This is a genomic window from Streptomyces sp. NPDC015346, assembly GCF_043078785.1.
Lineage (GTDB): Bacteria > Actinomycetota > Actinomycetes > Streptomycetales > Streptomycetaceae > Streptomyces.
In genome coordinates this window covers 60,587-86,066 of the sequence record NZ_JBIBTW010000013.1, presented here as the reverse complement: position 1 = coordinate 86,066, position 25,480 = coordinate 60,587, and the positions used below count along the sequence as shown (strand labels likewise).

The 25,480-nt window shown below is 69.1% G+C and carries 24 protein-coding genes and 1 pseudogene; 14 read left to right on the top strand and 11 right to left on the bottom strand.

The window, feature by feature from the left end; translation table 11 throughout:
• Positions 1 to 38: 38 nt before the first annotated feature.
• From ACF06X_RS33045 to ACF06X_RS33010, 8 genes are all read right to left on the bottom strand, one after another.
• A complete protein-coding gene (locus tag ACF06X_RS33045) occupies positions 39 to 1,340 on the bottom strand; it encodes a cytochrome P450 (protein ID WP_392291005.1) in 1,302 nt (433 codons plus the stop codon).
• A 52-nt stretch (positions 1,341 to 1,392) separates the two neighbouring features.
• The gene (gene uppS / locus ACF06X_RS33040; RefSeq protein WP_392291004.1) at positions 1,393 to 3,213 is read right to left on the bottom strand and encodes a polyprenyl diphosphate synthase; all 1,821 of its coding nucleotides are present in this window, start codon (positions 3,211 to 3,213) and stop codon (positions 1,393 to 1,395) included.
• A 45-nt stretch (positions 3,214 to 3,258) separates the two neighbouring features.
• The gene (locus ACF06X_RS33035; RefSeq protein ID WP_392291003.1) at positions 3,259 to 4,782 is read right to left on the bottom strand and encodes a flavin-containing monooxygenase; all 1,524 of its coding nucleotides are present in this window, start codon (positions 4,780 to 4,782) and stop codon (positions 3,259 to 3,261) included.
• 407 nt (positions 4,783 to 5,189) lie between these two features.
• Positions 5,190 to 5,627 (bottom strand): hypothetical protein, encoded by a 438-nt coding sequence (locus tag ACF06X_RS33030; protein WP_392291002.1) that lies wholly within the window; start codon positions 5,625 to 5,627, stop codon positions 5,190 to 5,192.
• Between the two features lie 51 nt (positions 5,628 to 5,678).
• Positions 5,679 to 5,954: a hypothetical protein gene (locus ACF06X_RS33025; protein WP_392291001.1), complete on the bottom strand. Its 276-nt coding sequence runs from the start codon at positions 5,952 to 5,954 to the stop codon at positions 5,679 to 5,681.
• Between the two features lie 509 nt (positions 5,955 to 6,463).
• Complete coding sequence (locus ACF06X_RS33020; protein ID WP_392291000.1) at positions 6,464 to 6,655, bottom strand: hypothetical protein; 192 nt, start codon at positions 6,653 to 6,655, stop codon at positions 6,464 to 6,466.
• Between the two features lie 115 nt (positions 6,656 to 6,770).
• On the bottom strand, positions 6,771 to 7,634 hold the full coding sequence (locus ACF06X_RS33015) for a hypothetical protein (protein WP_392290999.1): 864 nt from the start codon (positions 7,632 to 7,634) through the stop codon (positions 6,771 to 6,773).
• A gap of 125 nt (positions 7,635 to 7,759) precedes the next feature.
• The gene (locus ACF06X_RS33010; protein WP_392290998.1) at positions 7,760 to 8,185 is read right to left on the bottom strand and encodes a hypothetical protein; all 426 of its coding nucleotides are present in this window, start codon (positions 8,183 to 8,185) and stop codon (positions 7,760 to 7,762) included.
• Between the two features lie 170 nt (positions 8,186 to 8,355).
• Here ACF06X_RS33010 and ACF06X_RS33005 point away from each other — a divergent pair, with 170 nt between their 5' ends.
• Positions 8,356 to 9,228 (top strand): DUF6454 family protein, encoded by an 873-nt coding sequence (locus ACF06X_RS33005; RefSeq protein WP_392290997.1) that lies wholly within the window; start codon positions 8,356 to 8,358, stop codon positions 9,226 to 9,228.
• On the opposite strand, the gene ACF06X_RS33000 is transcribed toward ACF06X_RS33005, so the two are convergent.
• A complete protein-coding gene (locus ACF06X_RS33000; RefSeq protein ID WP_392290996.1) occupies positions 9,200 to 9,814 on the bottom strand; it encodes a class I SAM-dependent methyltransferase in 615 nt (204 codons plus the stop codon). The genes ACF06X_RS33005 and ACF06X_RS33000 overlap by 29 nt on opposite strands.
• Before the next feature lie 219 nt (positions 9,815 to 10,033).
• On the opposite strand from ACF06X_RS33000, the gene ACF06X_RS32995 reads away from it, so the two are divergent.
• The 10 genes from ACF06X_RS32995 (at position 10,034) to ACF06X_RS32950 (ending at position 21,399) form a co-directional block, all read left to right on the top strand.
• A complete protein-coding gene (locus ACF06X_RS32995; RefSeq protein WP_392290995.1) occupies positions 10,034 to 10,516 on the top strand; it encodes a hypothetical protein in 483 nt (160 codons plus the stop codon).
• Positions 10,517 to 10,733: 217 nt separating this feature from the next.
• Positions 10,734 to 11,030: a DUF3759 domain-containing protein gene (locus ACF06X_RS32990; protein ID WP_392290994.1), complete on the top strand. Its 297-nt coding sequence runs from the start codon at positions 10,734 to 10,736 to the stop codon at positions 11,028 to 11,030.
• A 597-nt stretch (positions 11,031 to 11,627) separates the two neighbouring features.
• Entirely contained in the window at positions 11,628 to 13,784 is a 2,157-nt protein-coding gene (locus ACF06X_RS32985) for an MMPL family transporter (protein ID WP_392290993.1), read from the top strand.
• A gap of 15 nt (positions 13,785 to 13,799) precedes the next feature.
• Positions 13,800 to 14,399, top strand: coding sequence for a hypothetical protein (locus tag ACF06X_RS32980; protein WP_392290992.1), 600 nt, complete (start codon positions 13,800 to 13,802; stop codon positions 14,397 to 14,399).
• 373 nt (positions 14,400 to 14,772) lie between these two features.
• Entirely contained in the window at positions 14,773 to 16,791 is a 2,019-nt protein-coding gene (uppS, locus tag ACF06X_RS32975; protein ID WP_392290991.1) for a polyprenyl diphosphate synthase, read from the top strand.
• On the top strand, positions 16,788 to 17,702 hold the full coding sequence (locus ACF06X_RS32970) for an oxygenase MpaB family protein (protein WP_392290990.1): 915 nt from the start codon (positions 16,788 to 16,790) through the stop codon (positions 17,700 to 17,702). Before uppS (ACF06X_RS32975) ends, ACF06X_RS32970 begins: the two co-directional genes overlap by 4 nt.
• Entirely contained in the window at positions 17,699 to 19,165 is a 1,467-nt protein-coding gene (locus tag ACF06X_RS32965; RefSeq protein ID WP_392290989.1) for an NAD(P)/FAD-dependent oxidoreductase, read from the top strand. The genes ACF06X_RS32970 and ACF06X_RS32965 overlap by 4 nt, the downstream gene beginning before the upstream one ends.
• A 669-nt stretch (positions 19,166 to 19,834) precedes the next feature.
• Positions 19,835 to 20,047 carry a hypothetical protein gene (locus ACF06X_RS32960; RefSeq protein WP_392290988.1) on the top strand — a complete coding sequence of 71 codons (213 nt, stop codon included), beginning with the start codon at positions 19,835 to 19,837 and terminating at the stop codon, positions 20,045 to 20,047.
• A gap of 330 nt (positions 20,048 to 20,377) precedes the next feature.
• Positions 20,378 to 21,025 carry a hypothetical protein gene (locus tag ACF06X_RS32955; RefSeq protein WP_392290987.1) on the top strand — a complete coding sequence of 216 codons (648 nt, stop codon included), beginning with the start codon at positions 20,378 to 20,380 and terminating at the stop codon, positions 21,023 to 21,025.
• Positions 21,022 to 21,399 carry a peptidase inhibitor family I36 protein gene (locus ACF06X_RS32950; protein ID WP_392290986.1) on the top strand — a complete coding sequence of 126 codons (378 nt, stop codon included), beginning with the start codon at positions 21,022 to 21,024 and terminating at the stop codon, positions 21,397 to 21,399. The genes ACF06X_RS32955 and ACF06X_RS32950 overlap by 4 nt, the downstream gene beginning before the upstream one ends.
• Positions 21,400 to 21,528: 129 nt before the next feature.
• Here ACF06X_RS32950 and ACF06X_RS32945 read toward each other — a convergent pair whose 3' ends face one another.
• The gene (locus ACF06X_RS32945) at positions 21,529 to 21,927 is read right to left on the bottom strand and encodes a hypothetical protein (protein WP_392290985.1); all 399 of its coding nucleotides are present in this window, start codon (positions 21,925 to 21,927) and stop codon (positions 21,529 to 21,531) included.
• 302 nt (positions 21,928 to 22,229) lie between these two features.
• On the opposite strand from ACF06X_RS32945, the gene ACF06X_RS32940 reads away from it, so the two are divergent.
• From ACF06X_RS32940 to ACF06X_RS32930, 3 genes and pseudogenes are all read left to right on the top strand, one after another.
• Positions 22,230 to 22,796, top strand: a complete 567-nt coding sequence (locus ACF06X_RS32940) for a hypothetical protein (protein WP_392290984.1) — start codon at positions 22,230 to 22,232, stop codon at positions 22,794 to 22,796.
• A gap of 289 nt (positions 22,797 to 23,085) precedes the next feature.
• On the top strand, positions 23,086 to 24,033 hold the full coding sequence (locus tag ACF06X_RS32935) for a hypothetical protein (protein ID WP_392290983.1): 948 nt from the start codon (positions 23,086 to 23,088) through the stop codon (positions 24,031 to 24,033).
• Between the two features lie 35 nt (positions 24,034 to 24,068).
• A pseudogene (locus tag ACF06X_RS32930) lies at positions 24,069 to 24,460 on the top strand (transposase); the annotation flags it as partial.
• Between the two features lie 539 nt (positions 24,461 to 24,999).
• On the opposite strand, the gene ACF06X_RS32925 reads toward ACF06X_RS32930, so the two are convergent.
• Positions 25,000 to 25,188, bottom strand: coding sequence for a hypothetical protein (locus ACF06X_RS32925; protein WP_392291029.1), 189 nt, complete (start codon positions 25,186 to 25,188; stop codon positions 25,000 to 25,002).
• Positions 25,189 to 25,480: the final 292 nt, after the last annotated feature.

The following is a 25,480-nucleotide window of genomic DNA, read 5'->3' as shown; positions in this document are numbered from 1 at the left end:
GACTCGGTCTGACGATGAGCAGGTGAACCGCGGAGAAGTCAGCGATTTCTCCGCGGGGACGGCGGGCGCAGGATGACGCGGCACCCCTGGGCGGGGTGGGTCTCCGTGCTTGAACGGTGGCCGATGCCCTCGTCCCGTCGCAGAGCCGGAAGGAGGTGCCCACGGCCGATGAGCGCGTGCAGAAGTACTTTGACCTGGAGTAGGGCCAGCTGGCCGCCGATGCAGGCGTGTGGACCCACGCCAAAGGGCAGCCAGGTCCCGCGCGGGGGCCTGACTTGCAAGAACCGTTCAGGTCGGAACGCCTCTGGGTCGGGATACAGATCAGGGTGGCGGTGCAGATCCCAAAGGCTGGCCACGACGTACGTTCCGGCCGGTACCTGGTAGCTGCCGATCTCGCAGGGTTCGTGCAGTAGCCAGGGGATGACCGTGAGCGGGGGGCGCAGACGTAGTGCTTCGCGGACGACTGCGTCCGTGTAGGGGGCGTCGTTGTCCTGCGCTGATGCCTCGGCGGTCAGCCGTTCCCAGATGTGTGGTTGGCGTACGGCGCGCTCGATGACCCAGGCCGCGGCAAGGGCGGTTACCTGGCCGGCGAGCAGATAGAAGACGGTCTGATCGCACAGCACATCGTCGGTCAGCTCCTCGCCGGCAGATGTCAGCAGGTGTCCCAAGGCATCGTCGTGAGCGGCACCCGCGCGGCGCCGGCGTGCGACTTCCTGTCGTACCAGGTCGATACAGTCACGCCGGGCCCAGTGGGCCATGGGGTTCCAGGGCAGCGCGCCCAGTGAGTAGGCCACGACCAAGGGGTGGGTAGAGGTCTTGCGGAGGCGAAGGACCGTCTTGACCCAGGTTCGCAGCAGGTGCGGGTCGTCGACGCCGACGCACGCTCTGACGTTGGCCTCGGCGACGGCCGCCGCCAGCAGGGGGAGCAAGCGGAACGGCTTGTCCAGCGGGCAGGCGTTTGCCATGCGCTGTGCCGCGGCGGCAGTGGCTTCTTGGCAGCGGGGGAGGGCGTCGCCGCGCATGGTGGGGATCATCAGCCGCCGTACGGTGTGGTGCTGTTCGCCGCTGAGCTGATTCAGCATTGTCGTCGAACCCAGCGCGCGTCCCAGGAGGCGGCCGAGTGTGTTGGATTCCGCTGCGGGGCTGCGCAGGACCTGCTCGATCAGATGCGGGTCGCGCAGCCATACGGCTCTACCGACGCCCGGCTCCCAACTGGGGACGATTTCGCCGTGACGGGCAAAGCGGCGCTTCATGTAACGCGGGCCGATGAGGAAGCGGCCGAAAAGAATCGGCGGAGCGGCGGTAGCGGCGAGGGGCTGAGAGCGCAACTTTTCGGTCATGCGGGGCTCTTCCGGGTCAATGGCGTGTGAAGGGCGCGTGTACGGGATCCCGTCACGATGATTCTCGGTTCGGTGCGGCGCCGTAGCGGCGCATGCGCCGGCCGTACTCAGTGACCGCCGACCACAGATCCCTGCGGTCGACGTCCGGCCAAGGCGTGTCGGTGAAGTGGAGTTCGGCGTAGGTGATGTGCCAGGGCAGGAAGTTGGAGATACGCCGCTCACCTCCGGTGCGCCACAGCAGATCGACGTCCGGCAGACCGGCGTACGGCAGGAACCGCACGAAATCACGTGGAGACACCGCTGCTTCCGGTTCGAGGGTGCCGGCAAGGGCGGCACGGACCGCCGCGGTGGTGGCGTGGGCGAGTTCGATACGGCCTCCGTAGTTCAGGCACAGGTTGAGGACGAGACCAGTGCGGGTACGGGTGGCGCGTTCGTGGTCGAGCAGGAGCTGGACGAGCTCGGTGGGCAGGCCCTGCTCGTCACCAATCCAGCGCAGTTGCAAGTCGTAGTTCAGTAGCCGTCCTGCCGCCAGCTCGTCCTGGATCGTCTGGAACAGCTGGGAGACCTCCTCGACAGGGCGCTTCCAGTTCTCTGAGGAGAAGGTGTAGACGGTCAGCTGGGGCAGTCCGATCTCCAGGGCGCCGTAGATCACGTCCCACAGTGCCGTGAGGCCTGCCTGGTGACCGTCGCCGCGTGGTAGTCCGCGACCGGCGGCCCAGCGCCCGTTGCCGTCCATGATGATCGCGACATGCTGGGGAAGGTGCGTGCGGGCGAGCGCTGGTGGTCGGGCTCCGCTGGTGTGCGGGGGCACCGGCCGGGGGGCGGGTGCTTCCGCCGTGCTGCCGGGTGCGGCGCTCACCGGCGGGGAAGCCTGTGCCAGGTCGGGCACACCGGGGGCCGGGACGAGCCGGCGAAGCAGAAAGAACTTGATGCGGGCCGGTCCGAGGATGCGCCATCGCGCCAGCAGGCCGGGATGCGACGGCCGGCGCAGCACCGCCCGCCCACCCTGCTCGACCGCGTTCAGCCTCGCCATGAAGAACTCGGCCACGGTTTCCAGGAAAATCTTTGCTCCCGGATGGAACTGATGACCTAGTTCGCTGTGGCCGACGCGCAGCCATCGCCGGGCCTGACTGAGGAGATGGCCGAGCAGCTCTCGCACCGGCGGCGTCCAGCGGCGCGCCAGCAGGTCCGCCTCGGCGCCCGGGAACAGGTCCAGAAGCTCATCCGGAAGAGCCACTACGCCGCGGGCGATGTCGTCCGCGAGGTCGGCGAGAGTGTCGGTGAGGTACATGCCGTCGAGGAACCGGCTGAACCCGGCCAGCTGCTTCAGCCGCCCCGGTGTAGGAACCCCAGCCCGCTCCAGCAGCCACATGCTCTGCCCGACCCAGCTGGTGTTCTGCGCCTGGACCCGCGCACGCCAATCCGCCCAGGTCGCCACCCGGCCCGGACCCTCTGCGTCCTGGCCCAGCGCGATGAGGGAACCTTCGAGCGCTTCGAGATGGACGTCCCAGCGCAGCACCGTGTCCACCAGGGCCCGCCGCACCAAATCCTCGCTCGCACCGCGCGCCACGTCCGCCCGTAAGGCCCGGACCCACGTCTCCAGCCGCCTGACACGCTCTCCCGCACTGCCCTCCCCTTCGTCGATCAGGTCATCAGCGGTGAAGAAGGCGGCGTACATGGCCCAGCCCGCAGGCCGCAGCTGCGGCGGCATGAGCTGGATGAGCGCGTACTCGGTGGGACGCCCCGCGCGAACGATCCGGCGACACTCACGATAGGAGGCGCGTACGTCAGTCGTGCGCTCAGATTTTCCTGGCATGGAGCTCCCGCCACCGTCTCTTCTTGGCGATCCCCTAACCGACGCGAGCCGCTTCACGGCACGGCCGCGCGTGCTACATCACCCGAGAGCCCCGCCGCGGGCTCATCGTGGCAAAGTGCTTGGCCCGGGTCCGTCTCCTGGCCTCGGGCGACGCGGCGAGCGGGGCCCGGGCTCGATATGGAAGTGGTCGGACTCGACACGGGCCAGCATGGAACGGTGCGCACGGACCGACCATGGCCAGACCACCGGAACTCCTTGAGTGTCCTGGTACCAGGAGGCGCACCCGGCAGAGAAGGTGGTTCCTGGCAGGGCCCTACGCACGGCGGCATTGAAGCAGTCCGTTGCTTCCTGAGTGGGGGCGGCCCAGCGCACCGTCCCCTCGTTGAACAGGCGGATCCATTTCATGATGTAGTCGGCCTGCGTCTCGGCGGTGCGCATGACGGACTCGTTGGAGAACGGGCTGTTGGGACCCGCGAGCATGAACAGATTGGGGAACCCCGGCAGCGCGACGGTCTGGTAGCCCCGTGGCCCGTCGGCCCACGCGTCGTCGAGGGTGACGCCATCCAGTCCCGTGATCGTCATGGGCCGCATGTAAGCATCGGCCTGAAAGCCGGTGGCGAAAACGATGATGTCTACATCGCAGGCAGTGCCGTTCTTTGTGACGATGCCGTTGGGTGTGATCCGCTCGATCGAGTCGCAGACCACGGAGACGTTGGCGCGTTGGACGGCACGATAGAAACCCGCGGCGGCGACCAGCCGCTTGCACAACGGCGGATAGTCGGGAGTGAGGCGCCGGCGCAGTTCTGGCGAGCGCACCTGCAGCAGAGCCAGACGGCAGCCCTGAGCAAGCACCCACCGCTGCCAGCCCCGCTTCACCACCGCGGTGCTGATGGTCTTCTCGAAGGCGCGGCGCCAAAGGCCATCCGCAAGACGGGTGAAAGCGGGAAGGTGCCGGTGAGCGGACTTGGTCAGCCGCGTGTACGCCTTGTTCGGCTTGGGAAACACCCACTGCGGCGAGCGTTGGAACAGGAAGAAGTGCTTCGCTGTCCCGGCCAGCGCGCAGGTGATCTGCACGCCGGTGGAGCCTGTCCCGACCACAGCGATGCGACGCCCTGCGGTGTCGACGGAATGGTCCCAGCGGGATGAATGGAAGGCCGCGCCTTCGAAGGTGTCAAGGCCGGGAAGGTCCGGGACTTTCGGCCGCACGAGAACCCCCGTCGCACAGATCAGGAAGTCGTGCCGGTGGACTGTCCCGCTGGCAGTGGTCAGCGACCACGCTCCATCGTGAAACGCCGCAGTAGTCACCTCCTCTCCGACGCGCAGATGGGACCGAACCCCGTGGGCATCGGCGACATCATTCAGGTACCGGAGGATTTCCGGTCCACTGGAGAAGTAGGACGTCCACTCAGAGTTGGGGGCGAAGGAATAGCAGTACGTGCGTGACGGGATGTCGCACGACAGCCCCGGATAGGAGTTGTCCCGCCAGACACCACCGATGGTCTCCGCTTTCTCGTAGACGACGAAATCATCGTGATGGGCGGCCTTGAGCTTCAACGCTAGACACAAACCAGAGACCCCAGCACCGATAATGGCGATACGCGCCGGCGGATGCGCAGCCTCACTCACTGGCCTTCCTTCACCTACAGGGAGTCAGGCAACTTGCTCTCGCCGGCTCCACGATCACTGATACCTTCACCCGCACCGAGCCGGAACATGTCGGCAGCAGCCCGGATCTGCCCCCGCCTCGTGTTTCCTCCCTTGAGGAGCCGCTGATAGCCACTCAGGCTTAGGCCCGCTTCGCGTTGTGTGCAGGTTGTAACCGAGTCAGAGATGCGGGGTTCACGGGCTGCGGTGCGCTGCGCCGGGCAATTCATCAGCTGGTCTCCGAAGCAGTCGCGAAGTGCCAGGAGGTGCTGCGCTGCACCGAGCCCGATCAGGCACACAGCAGTTCACTCCCCCGAGCCCTGTCATTCACCGCCGAAACGCCACTGCACCTAGGCCTGCTGCCGGTCGAACAGCGCCGGCGCCCAGGCTCAGGTAGCCGGTTCGGGTTCGGAACCGGCTGTCCAGGTGACGGCGCCTCGGATTTCAGCAGTCTCGATCTGGTCCGCAGTCCCCTCACCCACGACCTCGCCCATCCGTACTCCACCGGCCTCCAGCTCACCGAACTTGCAGGTGATCTTCTCCGCCGTGCCTTCACAGGGCACGCTGGAGGACACCGGCATCGTGGGGGTCACCTGGTGGGTCAGCACAACCTCGGCGACCGCGTCGCCACTGTTGTTGCTCAGCGACCATCCCCAGGTGATGCGGCCCTGGCCGTCGCGCACCGGCTCCTCATACGTCAGAGTGACATTGTTCTGCACGGACACAGCCGGGGTGCGGGTCGGATTGGCGCTGGCCGGAGCCTGCAGCCCCAGTCCAGTGGCGGCGACGGCCAAGGCCACCAATGTGGTCACCATCATCTTGTGCATGGGCATCTCCTCACCTGTCAGAAGTCGGGGCGGGAACCCCGGCCTTCCGGCTCACAGCCGGAAGGCAACCAGTACAACGAGCCCACCAGCCCCGGGACATCGCAGCAGCGGTCGATTCGTCCAGGCGAGGCCCCTGCCGAGCATCCTTCTGCTGCCGGGGGCCTTGGCGTACAGGGAGGGCCAGCGGGCTTCGGCCCCCGGTGCGCAGGCGGTCACCAGCGCCTCGCCGGTGTCGTCGATGACCCGCAGCGCCTGCTCGCTCCACACCCGGCCGCAGCGGTGTACGTCGCGCCCTACGACCGTCCGGCCCGTCTCGAACCTGCGCACCGCACCCTCCTCCACCGGCCGAGGCGGGGATGTCCGGCCCGGCTTGCCCAGCTCAGCGTGCTGTGACGGCTGTGGGCAAGCCCCCGTTCGAGGGGGCTTGCCCACGACCACCGGGGCTTGCCCCCGCGGCTGGTAGGAGGCTTGCCCGGCGGTCAGGGGGCTTGCCCGGGGCGGAAGCGGGAGAGCCATCCGCCGGCCTTCTGCTCGGGCACGGCCTGGCCCCGCTCTTCATGCTGGTGCTCGTCCCACCTGGCTTGCTGGAGGTCGGTGACGAACCGCCGGTCACAGTCCCCGCACAGAGACGGGCGGGGCTCCGGGGAAGCGCCCCAGCACGGTGGGCAACAGCACGGTCGCGTGGGGCGCGGTGAAGTCGTCGTCATGCCACTGCTCCAGCTGCGCGGCCCGGTAGGCAGACAGCAGGCGCGGATCCGGACGAGCTGCTGCCAGCGGGCGCGCACCATACCAACGTCGAGCAGTGGCTGGAGGACCCGTCGAGCGCGTCGTCCGGGTCAGGTGCCGCTGTGGGGGACGGCCGCGCGGAACTCCTGCGTCATCAGCGGGACCGAGCCGCGCTGCACGGGCGCCGGGCCCGGTTCGCCCCAGACCTTGTGGAGCACCGCGCGCAGCTTGTCGTTCATCGCCTCATCGACCACGGCCCGATACGGCTCGGGTACCTCGCGCTTGTCCTGGACGGCGACCATGGTGCCGTTGCGGGTGCCGATCCACCCGAGGGTGGTGACCTACCAGCCCAGCTGCCTGGCCGCCTTGCGCATCGCGGCCCGGATCAGCTCCACCCCACCCAGCCCCACAGCCTCCTCATCGTCCAGGTTCACCTGGTAGTAGCCGCCCTACCCGCCGGCGCCATCGGGGCAGGCCCGGCGCAGCAGGGGGACAAGGATCTCGGCCATGGCGATGCAGCGGGGGTCCTTCGCGTACGACGGCACCGGGTCCCTCTCCCTTAGTGCTCGGTGGGCAGGTCGGCAGGTCGGGCAGGTCGGGCAGCAGCGTCATGAGATCACGCCTGACGCGGGCGGCCGGGACGGCCGGGTCGTTCGCGGTCCGCTGGTGGGCCACGCCGATCGTGTCGGCGGCCTTCGTGCGCGAGGTGCTCTTGTGAGGGAAGGCGCCCCCGGTCACCCGGGCGGTGAAGGTCGCAGGTCCCGGCGGGCGCGGCAGGAACAGCAGCGGGTGGTGCGGGGTGAAGTCGAAGTGACCGAGACGGGCGGCGGGCTCTTCGTCGAACAGCTGCGGCTCGGTCCACAGTCCGACACTGACCACCAACCAGGTCTGTGGGCCGTCCGGGTCGTTGCACAACCACAGGTCGAACGTGCCGACCAACAGGTGATCCTCCCACCTCCAGACCTTGGCCCGCGGCTCCAGGTCGGCGGCGCCATCGATACGCAGCGGCATCAGCGCCTGCTCGAAGGGGTTGATCACGTCCGTGTAGGCAGTGCGCAGGGCTGCGCTGGCGGCGTGCTCGTACGTCAGCTCCCGGTCCGGGCTGATCTCCCACTCCAGACCGCCGGGCACCTGGCCGTCCAGGTACTCCCGGATCGGAGCCAGGACCAGCGGCAAGCCGTCCTTGCCGCGTCGGGCGTGCTCGACCGCGGGCAGGCGCACCCACCAGGCGTAGTAGGGCGTTCCGCTGTCGTAGGACTCGTAGTCCGTGGGTACGCTCATCGAGGTCCGGGTCCTCGCCGGCGAGCTGCGATGGGTCTTGGACCTCCAGCCTCCACACCACCCAGTCGAAGTCCTCCCACCCTTCACCTCCACGCTGCCCACGGCCACCCCGGCTCCTTTCGGCTTCAGTCGGCCGCAGGGGTGGTGCCCGAGCCAAATGGGGGCATGTCGGCCACAAGGGCGTCCAGGCGCGGCCGGACGAATCGCATGGGGTGGCGCCAGGCCCCGCGGTCGATGGCGGTGTCGGCGTCGACTTCCCCGACCACCTCGGGGACGACCAGGGTGACGTCCAAGGGTTCGCGGCTGCCCCAGGTGGAGGAGAAGCGGGCGCCGGGCCATGGAAGATCCGGGCCGGCTGGCTGTAGGTGACCGGCGAGCTGGCCGGCTGCGTCCGGCCCCAGCGGCACGGTCCCGCCCACGGGGCGCAGCCGGTCGTCTTCGTCGTAACGGCCGAGAACGAGGATCTGCGGTCGGCTCAGGGCGCCGGTGATGCCGCCGATGATCGCCTCCGTGGTGTGCCGGGGGCGAACCTTGAACCTTCTCTGCACCAACGACAAAGGCGAGGCTGGCCAGTTCTAAGCGGTAAGCACAGCTATGGGGCGCTGAAGCTCCAGGATGAGCTCCTGCCGGACCGGTGCGCGGGGCATGGCTACCGTTACGGGACGGGGAGGGTCTCGTTCACCGGGTTATGAGCCTTTCTGATTCCGCAGTGTCTACGGGTGTGTGTGACGACTCGAACGAAGCCGTCGTCGTGGCGGTGCGGCAGCTGACCCGGAGCACGCCCTGGACGGTGGTCGGGCGGGTGCCGCTGGACTTCCCCGCTCACCACCCTCAAGGCATCACGCGCGGCCCTGACCACCGCCTGTACGTGTCCACGGCGGAGATCACCGAAGCGACCCGCTTCCATGACAAGTCCGTCGACGGCTACGACCGAACCCCCGGCCGAGGCCAGGGCCATGTGTTCGTCACGGACGCCGACGGTGCGGAGCTGGGCCGGGTGAGCGTGGGCGAGGGAACGATCTACCACCCGGGTGGTATCGACTTCGACGGTGAATCCCTGTGGGTGCCGGCGGCGGAGTACCGGCCCGACTCCCATTCCATCGTCTATCAGGTGGACCCCGACACCCTGGAGGTACGGGAGGCATTCCGGTTCGACGACCACATCGGCGGGATCGTGCGCGACCGCCACAGCGGCCTGCTGCACGCCGTCACCTGGGGTTCGCGGCGGCTGCTCACGTTCACGGTCGACGGCAAGCTCACCCACCGGGTCGAGAACAAGAGCCACTTCGTCGACTACCAGACCTGTGTGAGCGCGGGCGGCGGCCACATGGTGTGCACGGGCATCGCGGAGTACCCCCTTGCCGGGGGCGGGGTCTTCAGCCTCGGCGGGATCGCCGTCGTCGACATCGCCTCCGGCCGCATCGAGCACGAAGCGCCGGTGACCGTGCTCTCACCGGCCGGCCGCGTGGTCACGTACAACGCGGTGCACCTGGAGACGGACGGGCGCGTCCTTCGTATGTTCGCCGTCCCCGACGACGGGGAGACGGCCGGCGAGTCGCACCTGATCACCCTTGAGACGCCGCTGGCTCCATGACGACCCGGACGGCGAGGAAGTACAGCCCCTCGTACATCAGCTCGCCGTTCAGCTCCGAGGACAGGCTCCGCGGGGTGAACCGGCGCCGGTAGATGGGGTACGTGGCGTCGGCCACCGAGCGCACTTCTATCTTCTCCTCGTGCGCCTCGCTGTCGCTGCGCAGGTCGATCACGATCAGCTCGCGCGCCGTGCGGCGGGCCTCGGCGAGGAACACGGCCCGCTCCTCGGGCCGCAGCAGCCCGTAGAAGTTCGCGGTGACGATGCGGTCGAAGGCTCCGGTGGCGAACGGCAGGGGCGGGAACAAGGCCCGCACCCTCTGCGCCGAGGGTACCCGGGCGCGGGTCAGCTCCAGCATCTCCGCGCTCTGGTCCAGGGCGACGACCGGGCCGCGGAGGAACTGGGTCCACACGCCGGTCCCGCACGCCACCTCGAGCGCCCGGCCCGCGGGCAGCGCGGTGAGCAGCTTCCCGATGTCGGCGGTTTCCCGGTCCAGGCCGGCGTTCACCACGGGGTCGCCGCGATAGCTGGTCTCGTCGTAGACCGGGGCACGATGCCGGTAGTACTGCTCCCGCACTAAGTCACGCATGCCCCGAGAGCTACCCCCGCCCGAACAACAGGCAAACAGCAGGTGCTCTACCCCTGACGGAACGGCCGGAAAGAACCTCTGGCCGAAGGCGCCCAAATCCGCGCGCGGGGGCGGAAACCGCTGTTGGTCCACGGACGGGTTCCCAGGGCCGTCCAGACGCGCGGCAAAGCGGACAGGGCTACCGCAGTAACACCGCTGTCGCCTGCTCGTTGAGCACGCGTGAACAAGATCTCCATGCTCGAAGCACCTGCTGATGCCGACACGCCCGTGCGCTCCCGGGGCCGGCGCCTGGCCACAGCCGTGACAGCTCTCGCCGCCCTCGTACTGCCCATGACGAGCGCGGCACCGGCCCACGCCGTCACCCGCAAGGTCGACGTCTACTACGGACACCCGAACTACGAGGTCCACTTCATCGGCACCGTCAAGCCGAAGGGCCCCACCGGCTACACCGTCGAGGGCGAGCTCAACGCCTGGTGCGGTGCGGGTGCCGCGACCGCGCAGTCGGTCAACCTCCGCTACGCCGGCTCGTCCAAGAGCTGGTCGCACAAGGCATTCTGGTGTGACGACATGCCGCAGCACCTCACCTTCGAGGGGACCCGCAAGAGCGGGGAGACGGTGGAGTTCCAGGTCGGCGCCACCAGCCAGCCCTTCAACCTCTACGGGTACGGCAAGAAAATGGTCTACGACATCGGCACCAGCTGACAGCACACCCCGCACCAGACCAGGACTGGTACTGCTCCGACCGTGGCGTGCCACACGTTGCGGGACGATCTTTTAGAGACACCATGGGCATTACCCCGACCGGGAACCGTCTACCACTCCTGACACAGCGTCACTACGCTGACACCCCGTGCCTGGCATGTACCAGGCCGGCCTGCAGTCCGGGCGAGCATTGAAACCATGAGGAGCCTCAATGGGTATGTCGGACGTTTTCGCTGTCTATGCACCCGATTACGAGAAGGTCATGGAGGCCGATCACAACGCGCAGCTGAGTCATGAGCTTCTGGCTCGCGCCGCCGTATACGACGCAGCCAAGGCGTACGAACGCGGCCAGTCGAAGGACGATCCCGCACAGGCCAATCAACTCCTCGAGGCATACTCCGCTGCGTTCATCGACCGCATCGTAGAAACCAAGGGTCTCGACTTCGTTGACCGAGAAGGGGCGAAGCACGAGGCCAGGGAGCTCGTCGAGCAGCACCTCGCTGACGGCCGCTGAGGGCTGTTCGCAAGTCACGATCGGAGCGACGGTGCAGCGTTGCGCCGGCCTTGGGGCCGTCACCGACCGGTGACGGCCCCGCTTCATGTCACCCCCAAGTGTGATGTGGGCACCAGTCGTACCGCCTGCGCAGGCACGGTTCCGGCCCCTCGTACGCCACGCCATGCCCGGACTACACCCCGCCCGTGCTCGGCGGCAGCGCCCCGTAACCGGGCCGGCCACTCCAGACCACCCATAACCCACCCGACCCTGAGCGGAACCGTTCCGACACCGGGCGTCGCCCAGCACCGCCAGCGGCTGTCGAGTCGACCACTGACCTGGTGCAGTCGACTGACCTTCTCTGCACCAACCCGAGCGCAGTCCCATGGCTCCTTGCACCGGATCTCACGAGACTTCCACGGAGCGGGAAGGCCGAGATCCGGGTGGCCCTCTTGTGGTCGGTGCGGTCGCCGCACCGCCTCACGCGGCTGCGCCTGGCGAAGGAGGCTGAGGTCAAGGGAGTCACCCGACCTCGTGCCCGTGACACGTTTGGGGGAGTGGTGCGGGACGTTGTGTGGGGGCGATCGTTGATCGTGTGTGCCTGCCTCTGAGGATGTCGTGGTCCAGTCCGAGCCAGGGGCCGGCTCCCGGCTCCGCTCGCGCACGACGCGGTGGAGTCTGCTTGCGTGGGTCGTCGCGGCTGTGGCCGCTGCGTTGGTTGTGCCCGTCAGTCTCGGGCAGCTCGGGGGTACGGGGCCCTTGCTTGCGGAGGGCAGTTCGTCGCAGCGTGCCTCCGAGATCGTCGAGGAGCGCATGCCGGCGCTGGGCGGCGAGCAGATCGTTCTCGTCTTCTCCTCCCGGACCCTGACGCATGAAGACGCGGTGTATCAACGGGCGATGTCCTCCGCCGCGCAGGCTGTGACTGCCGTGCCTGGGGCAGGGCACGTCCTGGCGGTGCCGCACCACCCGCAGCAGGACGCACGGCACGCCTATCTCCTTGTGGGGCTGCGGGGGGAGGCCGAGGAGCGGCTGCGGACCATTCCGGTGCTGAGCGCGGCGGCCCAGCGTGCGGTGGCGGCCGGTTCTGAGGGCCGTGTCACAGTGGCGGTCACCGGGCCGACCCCCGTGGTGAGCGAGCTCATCGCCACGGACATGCGCGACCTGCGCTTCGTCGAAGCGGTGACCGTGCCGGCCGCGTTGGCCCTGCTGGTGTTTGGGCTGGGGTACGTGGGAGCCGCCGTACTGGTCCTCGCGGCGGCCGGGGTGGGTGTGCTGGTCAGCGCGGGAGTGCTGGCCGCGCTGAGCTGGGCGGTACCGGTCGACACGATCACGCTGATCGTGGCCACGACCGTGAGTCTCGGACTGGGGCTGGACTACTCGCTGTTGCTGCTCACCCGTTACCGGCAGGCCCGTGATGAGGGCTGTGCGGTGGACGAGGCCGCCGCCCGGGCGATGGGCACGGTCGGACGGGCGGTGTTGTGGTGTGCCGGGGCGGTCATCGTCGCCAATGCTGCGCTGCTGACGGTGCCGCTGGAGTTCATCCGGACGCTCGCTCTCGCGGCCGGCCTAGCCACGGTCGTCACCGCCGCGGTCGCGACGACCTTGTTGCCGGCGTTGCTGCCGCGTCTCGATCCGCTGCTGTCGCGTGGCCGTGTCCGGCGGGCCGGTGCCGGTTCCGCGCCGTGGGTGCGGTGGTCACGTGAGCTGATGCGCCGGCCGTGGCCGTACCTGATCGGTGCGGTGGTTCTCCTCGGTGCCGTGGCCGCGCCGGCGACGGGGCTGCGGCTGGGGGTGGATCTGGACCGTGCCTCGCTGGCGCATACGCAGGCAGGTGCCGCGCTGGTGCAGATGGAGAAGGACCATCTGGCGAACGTGACGCTCCTGGCCCTGCCGCATCCACCCGGCCAGGGTCCGGTCGACACGCTGGAACTGACGGAAGCGCTCCATGCCGATCCACGGGTCACGACGGCGATCGCGCTGGACAACGGCCGGGACCTGACCGTGGTCGCCGTGGCCGACGGCATCCCGGTGGACCACCCCGGGGCAGGCGCCCTCGTCGATGACATTCACCAGCTGGCGGTCCGCACGCTGCCCCCCGGGCAGACCGTCCTGCGGGGCGGTCAATCGGCCACCGTCGTCGATCTGCGGCACGCCACCGACCATGCCCTGTGGCAGGTCGCCGTGCTTGTTCTCCTCGGCGCGTTCGTGCTCATGCTCGTCATCTTCCGCAGTCTGCTGCTGCCGTTGAAGGCGATCGCCATGAACGTGCTGTCCACCGGCGCCGCGTTGGGGCTGCTCGTCGCGGTGATGGGGCAGACGGTGAACTACGGCGTGCCGCTGCTGGCATTGACGATCGTCTTCGGCCTGTCCCTGGACTACGAGGTGTTCCTCGTCCACCGCATCACCGAGCTCTACCGCAAGGGGCTCACCTGCCGTGAGGCGGTCGCGCAGGGGGTGAGCTCGACAGCCCGGCCCATCACGCTGGCCGCCGCCGTCATGGCTCTGGTCTTCGCGGGTCTGGTCACCACCCACCGCCAGGAGATCCAGCAGCTCGGCTTCCTCGTCGCGGTCGCGGTCCTGCTGGATGCCACCCTCATCCGGCTCGTGGTCGTGCCCGCCCTGATGGAGCTGCTCGGCCACCGCAACTGGTGGCTGCCTCGCCCCTTCTCCCGCCTCTGGCCGACGCCGCCGGCTCAGGCACACCCACTTCCCGCTCCCCGTACCGGCAGCTCCGCGGTCGGGACTGCCGAGACCGAACCGTCCTCTCCCCAGTGAAGGAAACACCGCCACATGACCAGCCCCACGGGCATCACCAGCACTACGCGCCGCTACACGATGGCCGGCGCGCTTCTCCTGGCCGCCGCTCTCTCCGTCCCGGCCTCCGCTCATTCCCCCCAGGCCGCCGCGCCGGCCAAGGCGGGTTCTGCTGCTCTGACGTGCAAGGTGGCGACCTCTGCGGATCGTCCCATCACGTTCACGCCCCCGCTCACGCTCCGGCAGCGCTCTACGCGCATCACCGCGACCCTGAGGCTGACGGGCTGTACCGATACCCACGGCAAGCGCGTAGCGCGCCTGCACAGCGGCACCCTCACCTCGCAGGGCACCGCCCAGACCGGCTGCACCAGCGCCCGCGACATCAAGGGATCCGCCACCATCACCTGGCACGACGCCGCCGGCCGCAAGACAGGCACCTCCACCATCCAGGGAGCACGACGCGCTGTCAGCAGCTACAACCCGGGCGACGCGCTTCTGGGCGGGAAGGTCACCTCCGGCGCTCTCAAGGGCACGACACTGTCGGGCAGCGCTACGCCCACCAGCGACGTCAGCACCTGCACGGGCCGGGGACTGCACAGTCTGCGGGCCGCCGGAAAGCTCAAGTTCCTGCGCTGAGCCGCCCCTGCCCGCCTCTCACCGCGGCAGCCTGCCCCCCGGCGGCTTGTGGGCCGGCTCGACGCGGCGGGCGGGGGGGCAACGGCGCACGAGAGGCGAGCTCCTGCCGGTCCTGTCCGCAGGGCCGTGAAACCGCAATCGGGTGACGGAAGAGGTCCGGCCGTTGCGTGGAGCGGGTTCGCGCGGTTGAGCGGGCACCGAGCGACGAGGGCAGTGTCCTCGCAAGGTGGACCGCCTGCGTGCGCCTCATCCCCTTATCGGTCGCTTCGGTCTCACGTCGTTGACCGGTCCCGCCTTCCTGTATCGGCATGACCCCCGCTCGTGCCTCTTGGCGCCTGCCGTGCCCCTGGTGGCCGAGCCGTAAGGAGCCCTCGTGTTGTCCTCGGTCTACCGCAAGGCCGCCATCCAAGACCCCCGGCTGATCCGGGCCTATGAGGCGTGTCGCCTGATCACCCAGCGGGCGGGCGGCGTGGAGTACGCCGTCTCGCAGCTGATGCTGCCCGCACTCCGCCCGGCGATGTGGGCGCTGTACGCGTGCGGACGGGTCACCGACGACCTTGCCGACACCGGCCCGGACGATCCGGAAGGCCGCGCTGCCCGGCTCAAGGGGTGGGTGTCCGATCTGGAGGAAGACTTGCGTCAGGGAACCAGCGACGACCCGGTGCGGTATGCCGTCGTCCACACCCTGCACCAGTGGAATCTGCCCGCCGCAGGCTGGCACCGGGTGCTGGCCGCCCATCACCAGGACATCGAAGGGCGGCGTTTCACCACCTGGGACGAGTGGAGCAGCTACTCGCAGGCCGTCAACGCCCTGTACGTCATGCAGGGCGCCCTGGTGCTCAACGGGGCCGGCATGTCCGTCCCGGTCCGGATCGGGCACATGGACCTGAACGGGTGGATGGGCACCTTGCGCAATCTGGTGGCCGTACAGGGACCGGCCGCCCCCGTGCCGTACCACCTCGGCGGTGTCGAGCTGCGCTCCTGGCAGTTGTGGCTCGATGCCTTCAGTCTCACCGACACCCTGGAGGACCTCGGCCAGGATGCCGCTCAAGGGCGTGTGATGCTGCCGGATGAGGCACTCGAGGAGTTCGGCGTGCGTGCCGATGACCTTCTCGCGGGCCGGTGCACGCCCGCCGTGCGGGCGATGGTGGCCGAGCTGGCGGTACGGGCTGAGCGCTGGTTCACCACAGCGGCACCGCTGTCCGGCGGACTGCATCCGGCACTCACCATCGGTATCCAGACGGTCACCGCGTTGTGCAGGGCCCGGCTGGCCGGCATCCGGCGGACCGGCAATCCCCTGCGGCGCAGCCGGCCCGCGCTGTCCCGCACTGCCCGGGTACGCACCATGAGCTCTGCCCGTCTGCGGGCCGCGCTGGCATGGAGTCTGTGCCCGGTCTCCGTCGGCCGGCACGATCCCGCCCCGACCCCGCCCCTGGCCCGCCCTGCCTCGTCGGCGAAGCCCTCCCCCGCCGCAAGGCCCCAGTCCTCGTCTCCCCGGCCACCCACGCCGCATCCTTCCGGGGCCCGCCCCCCGCAGCTGCCTGCGGACAGCCTTCCCCGGCACGTGGCGATCATCATGGACGGCAACGGCCGGTGGGCCACCGACCGCGGCCTTTCCCGCTCCGAAGGACACCACGCCGGCCTCACGATGCTGACGGACGTGGTCTGCGGCGCCCTGGAGATCGGGCTGAGCCACCTGACGGTGTACATGCTCTCCACCGAGAACTGGAAGCGCTCCGTCCAGGAACTCGAGGGGCTGATGGAGCTGTTCACCGGCTCCTTCGCCGCCCCGGACGACCAAGAGCGGGCGATCGCCGCGATGGACGTGCGGATCCGCTGGGCCGGGATCTCGGCCGGGGCCCCTCCCGAGCTCGCCGCGGCCCTGACCGCACTGGAACGCGACACCTGTACCCGGACCGGGCTGAACCTCACGATGTGCCTCAACTACGGCGGCCGTGCCGAGCTCACCCAAGCCGCCGCGACGCTCGCCCTGGACGCGGTAGCCGGCCGCGTCGACCCCTCCCGCGTCTCCGAGCGTGCCTTCGCCCGCTACCTCCACCAGCCCGACCTGCCGGACGTGGACCTGCTGATCCGCACCGGTGGCGAACAGCGCACGTCCAACTTCCTCCCCTGGCAGGCCGCCTACGCCGAACTGCACTTCACCGACACCCTGTGGCCCGACTTCGACCGGCGCGACCTGTGGGCCGCCCTGGTGGAGTACGCCGGACGCAACCGCCGCCACGGCGCGGTCCCCCTCCAGCGGCCCGAAGCCACCGAAAGCCTCCCCGCCGACGGGCTTTGTGAGGCACCGGGCAGCGGCCAGGAATCCGCATCACCGACCCCGCAAGTCGCCACAGCCCAGGACGCCGTGACGTCCACCACGCGGTCATGACCGTTCACGAGGAACAGGAGGCTGCGCCCGTGTGGGGCCGCTGGTTCGGGCTCTGGTCCTTCCTGCTCGTGTGGCCGCGGGCCCTGCTCCTGCAGGTCGCCCACCCCGCCGTGTCCGCCGGCGTCGAACAGCACTCCGCCTACCGGGAAGACCCGTGGAAACGGGCGTACCGCACCCTCGACCAGCTGCAACGCCTCATCTACGCCGACCCCGCTGACGGCGCGGCGCTCGGCCGCACACTGCGGTACGGGCACCGGGACATGCACGGCACGGACCGGCACGGCCTGCGCTACCACGCGCTGCAGCCCGAGCTGTTCCTGTGGGTCCACGCCACCTACCTCGACAGCCTGATCACTCTCACCGAGCTCAGCGGAACGCCCCTCACATCCCGAGAACGCGACCAGCTCTACACCGAGTGGCGGACGACGGGACGACACCTCGGGCTGCGTGAGCAGCACCTTCCACCGGATTTCGACGCCTTCACCGCCTACTACGCCACGATGCTGCCCATTCTCGAAGCGACGCCGTGCGTCGAGGAGCTCCTCGGCCCGGCAACCCTGACTCCGCCGGCCTTCGTCGGGAGATCGCGCGTGGGAACGGTGTGCTGGCGCACGCTGGGGCGCCTGTTGTTCCCTCACCTGATCCGGGTGACGGTCGCGCTGCTCCCCTCGCCGGCCGCCACCGCGATGGGCCTGGCGGCGGTCCACCCGGTGTACCGCCTGACCGCCCGAGCCGCAGCACTCTTCTTGAACGCCCTGCCCTACCGCCTGCGTTGCATGCCATGCGCAGCGCAGACCGTGAGCAACCACCGCGCAGGGGCCCACACTCTGCCGGCGAATGCGGCCGTCCCACGGACACGGCGAACCCGCCGAGCAGATATCCCGACAATCACTGACAGGAAGCACCCGTGACCGCACTCACGCACGCCGTCATCCTCGGAGGAAGTCTGGCCGGCACCCTGGCCGCGGCGGCGGCCGCCCGTCACGTGGACCGAGTCACCATCATCGAACGCGACGCCCTTCCGGACGCGCCTGCGCCCCGTCCCGGCGTGCCACAGGCCAGAAGTGTCCACATTCTGTGCTCGGGCGGCGTCCGGGCGGCCGAGGAACTCCTTCCCGGCATCACCGAGCAGTGGCTCGCCCACGGTGTCCAGCGATCCGACTGTCTCAGCGAGCAGTTGTGGCTGGCCGGACACCAATGGCTGCCCCGGACGCCCACCGGGCAGTACACGCTCTCCAGCAGCCGGGACCTGCTGGACTACGTCGTACGCACGCGAGTGCTGTCCGAACCGAGCATCACTTTGCGAACCGGTAGCCACGTGGAGGGGCTCCTCGGCGATCGGTGCCGCGTCACCGGCGCTGTGCTCCGCGACCGCCGGACCGGCCAGACGAGCACACTGCACGCAGACCTGGTCATCGACGCCACCGGCCGCGGCTCCCGCGCCCCCCACTGGCTCACGGCCCTCGGGCTGCCAAAGGTCAGGGAAACGACCCGACGATGGAAGGCCACCTACGCCACCCGGTCCTTCCACGCCCCGCCCAGCGCCGCCGCCTTCCCCCTGGTCTCGCTGCTGCCGGACTTCTGTGCACCCGGCCCGCTGCGCGCCGGTGTTCTCGCGCCCGTCGAGGACGGGTTGTGGCATGTGGTCCTCCTCGGCGGCGACGAGGACCGTCACGACATGGACGACGACCGGTTCACGCCCTTCGCACACCGGCTGCGCCACCCCCTCATCGGCGACCTGCTTACCGGTGCCCGGCCTGCCGGTCCCGTCCACGCGGTCCGGGGCCTGCACTGGCGCCGCCGCCACTTCGGCCCCGCCCGCCGCTGGCCCGAAGGGTTCATCGTCCTCGGCGACGCCGCAGCCACCTACAACCCCGTCCTCGCCCAGGGCATGTCCATCACCGCCCGCAGCGCCCTCGCCCTCGCCCACGGACTCGCGGGCGACCCCCGGCCCTGCAGCACCCCCGAGATTCAGCGCTCCATCAACCGCCTGACCCAACAGGCATGGACCGTCGGCGAGATCATCGGTCTGCTCTACCACAACACCGCGCTGCCCGAAGCCGGTCTGCGGCTCATCAGACACAGCCACGAACGGCTCATGAACGCCTCCACCACCTGCCCCGCCATCACCCGGGCGATCGCCGACGTACTGTCCTCCAGCAGCCCGATCAGCCGCATCATGACCCCCCGCATCGCTCTTGCCGCCTTGTACGGCAGCAGGCAGCCACTGCCCCCCGAACCGCCCCTCACACCGCAGGAACGGGCCATGCTCGCCGCCGCCACCTGCCGGGCCGCACTCCCCGACCAGGCCAACCGGACCACGCGTGATCGCGCCGATCGCTTGACCGCGCGGGAAACGGACCACGGAATCTGACGTCGGCCGACGACCGCCGGTCGGTCTCGGGTGGCACGCACCCTCGGGTAAGAGGCTTCGGGCCGGGGCTGCGGCACCCCTGTGCCCGTATCCTCACAGACAGCCGGAATGGGGCCCACCGCACCCCTGGCCAGACGGTCCGCCCTGCAGGGGGGCAGGCGGGCCGCGGCGGGCGACAATCAACCCTCGTCCGTATCCCCGACGACGTCGCGCAGGGTGGGCCTGCCTGCCAGGATGTCGAAGACGGCTTCCTTCACGCCGCCGAAAGCCCGTCCGGTGTCCTCCATTTCACGGCGTCGGCGTGCAGCTGGTTGTGAGCACGTACACCGAAGTCACCGCCCTTCATACCTCTCCATGAGGGCTCGGGATTGCCCTGGCCAATGGCCGCAGTGCAGTTAACACACCAGCCCCTGGCCGAGGGCAGATAGCGCTGTGATCCCCCTTTATCGGGAGCGACAGGGTGAAGGCGCCGATCTTCTTCGACGCAGCCGACTAGCCGGGCTGCCGGCCGGGTCTGATCGCTGCGCCCCCACGTCCGTCACTGCCGGTCATGTGGCCAGGCCAAGTCGGTGGACCCGCGGCGTCCCGCGTGACCCCGAAGATCCCTCCCCGTTGAAAGGGGCAGCGCGCGGAAACCACCGGCGCACTCCTCCATCGAAGGGAACCACCATGAACACTCTTCGGCGTGCCGTGAAGACCACCGCCACAGGCCTGTTGCTCGCCGCGGGAGCGGTTGCCCTCGCGGCGCCCGCCCACGCGGATGTGCACGTCGACCCGCTCGGCGGCGTGGCCGACATCGACATCAACGGGGCACTGGAGGTGGGCGTCCTGGAAGAAGGGAACGTCGTCAGCGTTCCCAACCCCGTCAGCGGCGTCCTCTGAGGCGTACTCCCCGGACCTGAAGCTCCGATAGACGAGCCACGGGTCGTCCAGCCGGAACCGGTGCGCTGCTCCCCCGGTGCCGGCCAGGAGCAGCGAGGCCGCCGGTACGCCCGTGGGGATTTCGATCTTGTCGTGGGCGAGGAGCCACGCCACGACCGCGCGGAGGTCGAACTCCGGACGCACGTCGGTGCCACCGATCCCGGCGCATGATTCCCTTCCCGGGCTGACGGCCCGTGAGCCAACCCCCGGCCCACGGGCCCATAACTGCAGGACGTCAGTCGTCGGCTCGGCTGCCCGTGCCCTCGGCACCACGTGATCGTTTGAAGCGGTGTGACGATCAACGCTCCTTCGGCGCGGGCTGCGGGCCGGGCCCTGGTGGCCGTCGCCCTGACGGTGCTGTTCGCCGGGGCCTGTACGGCACGGCCGCGCCCGGCACTGCCCGCCTCGGAGCAGGGCCGCAGCGACCTGATCGCGTCCGCGGAGCAGGTTCTCGTGGACCAGTGCCTGCACGCCCGGGGCGCTGCCGGGCCGCCCCCGCGGCAAGAGGTGCTGTTCGGGACCGGACCTGCCGAGCTGTCGATCACGCTCGCCACCGGCTACACCGTCCGCGCCCACACCGACGGCTGCCTGGCCGAAGCCCACCGCTACCTCTACGGCGACCAGAAACGCTGGTTTAACGCCCAGGTCACCGTCAACAACCTGCGCCCCGCAGCCCATGCCCTGCTGCGTGAGGATCCCGCCTACCGGGCCGCGCTCGCCCGCCGGGCCGCCTGCGAGGACCACGACACCTCATGTATTGCCAGCGGGCTCGAGGCGCTGCGGGCCCGGCTGGAGCCGGCCCGGCTCGCGCAGGTCCGCGCCGCGCACCGCGACGAGATCACCACCTACGACCGCCTGCGCGACCGCGCAGTGCGGCATGCGGCCGGCCTCCTGGCCGACCGCCCCACCCCCCAACGGAAAGGAAACCCAACCTCATGACCCTCAGCAGGCTGTTCACCTCCGCCGCCGCGGCCTTCCTCATCCTCACCGGCAGCCTCGCCGCGGCCGCCCCGGCCGGCGCGGCCGACTGCCCGTCCGGCCACTTCTGCGCCTGGGAACACGGCGACTACCAGGGCCAGCGGGCGAACTGGCACGGCGACGACGGCTGGTGGGAGGCCCCGATCGCCGACGCCGACTCCTCCTGGGCCAACCATGGCATCGTAGGCCCGGGGGTCCCGGCCTTCGTGCAGGTCTACGAGGACGCCTGGCAGGGCGGCGACATGACCATCTGCCTCGCCCCCGGCCAGGAGGTCCACTGGAACGGCGTCGCCAACGACCGCGGCGACTCCCACCGATGGGCCCACGGCTGCTGACACCCAACCCCAACACCCGGGGGCATGCCACGCACCGGCAAGCTCGCCGCGTTGGCCGGCCTCGGGCTCGACTGGGCCTGAGCTGGTGATGAAGGGCGTGGGCGCCGGTGTCGGTGCCCACGCCCTTCGTCACCGGCCGTCGCGTTCGTAGCGCACCACGGCTTCGCCCAGGTACCGCTTCAGCAGTACGGGCAGCTCCCGGTTCGAGCTGCCCGGGAACGTGCGCACCGTGAGCGGGTCCCGGGCGTGGCAGGACACGTACTCGCCCTCGCGCTGCGGGCTGATGTCGTTGTCCAGCCAGAAGTGGCCCGCCGTGCCATCTTCCAGCAGCAGGACCGGCGACTCCATCCAGTCGTCTTCCAGGTCGCCGGCCTCATCCAGCCGACGGCCGGAGAGGTGGGCGAGCTGCCAGCACCGCTGCTGCGCGATGCGGCGGAAACGCTGACCGTTCGCGGTGCACTCCCCGCCGAAGGTCGCGGGCTTCACCTGCACCAGGACCTCGGAGCCGTAGGGCCTGAGCCGCTCCACGGCCTCCACGAGAAGCTGTTGGATTTCGGCTGCCTCGTCGCTCTGATCTCGTCCTCAAGGCCACCCATGAACGGCAGCGTATCGACACGAACTGGCGTGTAGAACCGGATGAATGGGTTCTAGGCGCCGTTGGGCCCGTGCGCGGGGGGACGGCCCCGGGCCGTACTGCGTCCCGTCACGGGGACCGGAGCCTGTCCCGCGCACCCCATTCCGGCGCGGGCCGATTTCGAGCGTAGTCCGTCCAGGTGAGCCGGGGGCCGCGACTGCGAGATCCGACGGTACGGCCCATCTAGCGTGCGGTCATGGAAAGCACCCCTATGCCTGAGCCGCTGCGGCAGGCGGTTCACCAGCTCGTCTCCGAGGCGGTCACGAACTGCCAGGAGGTCCTGCAGTACACCGAGCCCGGCTTCGCGCACGACTGGAAGCGGATGACGCTGATCCGCGCCACGGACGCCTCCGACACGATGGACATGGCGTCCATGCTGATCGCCGCGTACTGCCAGCAGCACACCGACATCTCGATGGACACGCTCGCGTCCTACCTCCAGACCCGGCAGCAGCGCAGCCGGGCGACCGGCCCGCGGGAATCGGACCGGCAGAAGGTCGCCGGGATGCTCGGTGGCCCGCGCCCCGCGGACGACGACCGCAGCGCGCTGCGGAGGTTCTCGTCGGGTCAGAGCTACGCGGAAGGGGGCCTGATGTCCCAGGCCGATCCGATGCGGCTGTTGACCGAGGCGTGCCTGCACGGGCTGAAGGCCCGGATCTGCGAGGACGTCGAGGCTCTGGACAGCTACCTACCGCCGCATGTCGCGGCGCTGGCGCGGAAGGTCGCCGAGGTCTTGGAGGAGCCGCAGCCGGTCACGGTGTGACGGCGGAGGTCGAAGCATCCTTGGACGGTGCGAACCCCGAGCTGGGCCCCGAGGACGTCATGGAAGATTCCCCGGGGCCTTCGGTGTGAGGACGTTCTCGTCGACTGAGCGCGAGGCACAGCCTTGTGAGCAATGCGTGACGGCCCCTCTGCAGTCATGATCCATCTGGACGCTGGTTAGTCTTCCCTTCTGGTCGGTTGATCGAGGTATAGCGGCGATTCGGTGGGGGATGGACATGAGCCGAGGAACATCTCCTGGCAGGAGAAGCGGAGGCACTGACGGTGCCCGTGTGGACTTCCTGCCCGTGCCGAACGGCATCGACTACCTCTCGGAGGTAGTCGCGCGGCTTGCACGGCCCGACGCAGAGGTCTCCCCGCGAGACCTGAAGTACGCGGTCCTTCACCTTCAGGCGGCCACCGAGGTGCTGGTTAAAGCACGCTTGCAGATAGAGCACTGGTCACTGGTCGTGAAAGACGTCAGCAGGTGCACCAAGGAGAAGTACGACCGGGGCGAATTTGAGAGCGCCACAGTCGCTGAGTCGATGCGCAGGCTCGACGACATGGTCGGGGTTCCCATCGGAAAAGGCGACCGCGAAGCGGTGGAGGAGCTCGCAAAGCTCCGCAACCGCCTGCAGCACTGGGGTCTTCAGGAGACCGTCGCGCTGGTGGAGAAGCGAGCAGCGAGCGTGCTCGACTTCCTCATGCGGTTCGTGGATGAGCATCTGCTACCCGCTCTGGGAGATGAGCAGCTCGCTGCCATGCAGGCCGAGATGGACGCCGTACGCCTTGGCGTGCGGGACATCGTCACCTTTGTGAAGGTTCGGCGAACCCGCTTGCGTGAGGAGCTCAAGACGTTCGCCAGTACGACGGTGCAATGTCCTTCCTGTCACGAATGGGCACTTGTTGTGGAGCAGGAGGGCAGCAGATGCCACTTCTGCCCACGCGCCTGGGAGGACAGCGAAGACCTCGCGTACGCCTACGCGGAGACCTTCGAGACGACGAGCATCGAGGACCATGTCTCCTCGGGTGACTGCCCCGACTGCTGGACTCGAGCGCTGATCGTTGGCGTGCGCACCGCGGCCTCCCCGGGGGAGCCGATCGACATGTGCTTCAACTGCACTGCGGTCTTCACCAGCCTGCGTCTGTGCAGCTGCCTCGAATATTTCGTCCCCCAGGCAGAAGAGGACATCTGCCGGCGGTGCTGGGACAGGCACCTGGAGCTTAGTGGGATGGTCTGAGAAACGCGGCGCTGGCCGGACTCCGCTGTCTTCGATTGCAGTGCGATCCGCTCGCGGAACTGTCGCTCTTCCGAGGAGTCTTCTACGACTGCCTTACCGGCAGGCGCGACGCGCTGTTCGAGCTCACTGGCGCAGTGCTGTGCACCGACGGTCCCGTGAGGACTCTGTTGGACCTGGCGCTCGCTCCAGAGCACCGGCGCGGGCACGGAGTCCTGTACGCGCGCTGAACCGGGGTCGCCTGGACACCAGTCGGCTGCCGACCGCGCTGGCCGTCCTGCCGCTGCCGCGCGCCGCTGACGGACGCTTGGTGCTGGCGGTGGATGTCTCGCCGTGGCTGCGGCCGGACGCTGGGACCTGCCCGGACCGGTCGTTCTGCCACACCCACGGCCGCGGCGACGCCAAGCACCAGATGATCCCCGGCTGGCCGTGCGGCGGACGGCCAGCCGGTCGGCGACGCGGACGCCAGCGCCGGGCACGGGGCCGGGGCCGGTTCTCCGCTCAGGTCAGCGTGTTCTTCTGCCCCGTCGAAGGCGTACTACGGCCGGAAGAGGAAGGAGGGCAAGAGGCACAAGCAAGCCGTCTTCTCCCTCGCGCGGCGCCGCGTCAACGTCCTTTGGGCCATGATCCGCGACCACACGCCCTTCCATGCCGCCCCAGTCCTTGCTGCGGCCACATAACGAACGGCAGCGGTGAAGGGCGTCGACGCCGGGTGCAGGTTACCCAAAGAGGCAAGCCGCTGGAAGTCAGCGCCTCCGGTAATGCAGTGCCCCGGGGGGGCTAACCCTGGTCATGCTGGTCGGCCGCCGCCTCAGCTAGGGCAGCTGCCGACCGACCCTCGCCGATACCGTCTCGTGAGAGACGTCGGCGCGATCGCTCCCGTTAATGATCACGTCGACGCCTTCGAGGCGCTTGAGGAAAGCGCCCCGCGCTCCGACGTAGGTCAACTTGGCCTTGGCCCGGGCGCTGTCAACCCGTTCGAGCCCGCGAGGCCGTAGACCGCATATCGGCACTCACTCTCGGGGAGGTCCTTGAGAACGCCTCGTAGTTGCCCTCGTCCGAGGTCTTCTCAACCACGACCTCCTTGAGATCGTCGGTGAGGGTGAAGATCACATACGAGTACTTGCTCTCCCGCCAGAGCTTGTTGAACTCCTCGATGCAGGCGTCAGAACAGCAACGTCAGAGGAACTCATGTCCCCTCCTCATAGTCGCGGGGGCCACCTGGCACGGTCTCATGACCTGCGTCGGCCCCTCAGATCGAGATCCGGTGGCTGTCCAACGATCATCAAGGCATGTAACCTCGGCTGGCCGTGCAGGTCAGAGCGCCCCTCCTGAGAGACTCAAAACGAGTTTGTCGAATCCCCAAACGCCGCGTTTCGCTTTAGCGCCGCAGGCGTGCATCGCGGACAGCCGTTCTTGCAGTCCCGCCTCGATGCCGTCGCTAGCTCTC

Bases quoted from the DNA above. Each gene is read 5' to 3' on its own strand.
- ACF06X_RS33045 (WP_392291005.1), bottom strand. From the start codon at position 1,340: ATGACCGAAAAGTTGCGCTCTCAGCCCCTCGCCGCTACCGCCGCTCCG.
- ACF06X_RS33030 (WP_392291002.1), bottom strand. From the start codon at position 5,627: ATGCACAAGATGATGGTGACCACATTGGTGGCCTTGGCCGTCGCCGCC.
- ACF06X_RS33020 (WP_392291000.1), bottom strand. From the start codon at position 6,655: ATGGTCGCCGTCCAGGACAAGCGCGAGGTACCCGAGCCGTATCGGGCC.
- ACF06X_RS33015 (WP_392290999.1), bottom strand. From the start codon at position 7,634: ATGAGCGTACCCACGGACTACGAGTCCTACGACAGCGGAACGCCCTAC.
- ACF06X_RS33000 (WP_392290996.1), bottom strand. From the start codon at position 9,814: ATGCGTGACTTAGTGCGGGAGCAGTACTACCGGCATCGTGCCCCGGTC.
- ACF06X_RS32990 (WP_392290994.1), top strand. From the start codon at position 10,734: ATGTCGGACGTTTTCGCTGTCTATGCACCCGATTACGAGAAGGTCATG.
- ACF06X_RS32980 (WP_392290992.1), top strand. From the start codon at position 13,800: ATGACCAGCCCCACGGGCATCACCAGCACTACGCGCCGCTACACGATG.
- ACF06X_RS32970 (WP_392290990.1), top strand. From the start codon at position 16,788: ATGACCGTTCACGAGGAACAGGAGGCTGCGCCCGTGTGGGGCCGCTGG.
- ACF06X_RS32960 (WP_392290988.1), top strand. From the start codon at position 19,835: ATGAACACTCTTCGGCGTGCCGTGAAGACCACCGCCACAGGCCTGTTG.
- ACF06X_RS32950 (WP_392290986.1), top strand. From the start codon at position 21,022: ATGACCCTCAGCAGGCTGTTCACCTCCGCCGCCGCGGCCTTCCTCATC.
- ACF06X_RS32940 (WP_392290984.1), top strand. From the start codon at position 22,230: ATGGAAAGCACCCCTATGCCTGAGCCGCTGCGGCAGGCGGTTCACCAG.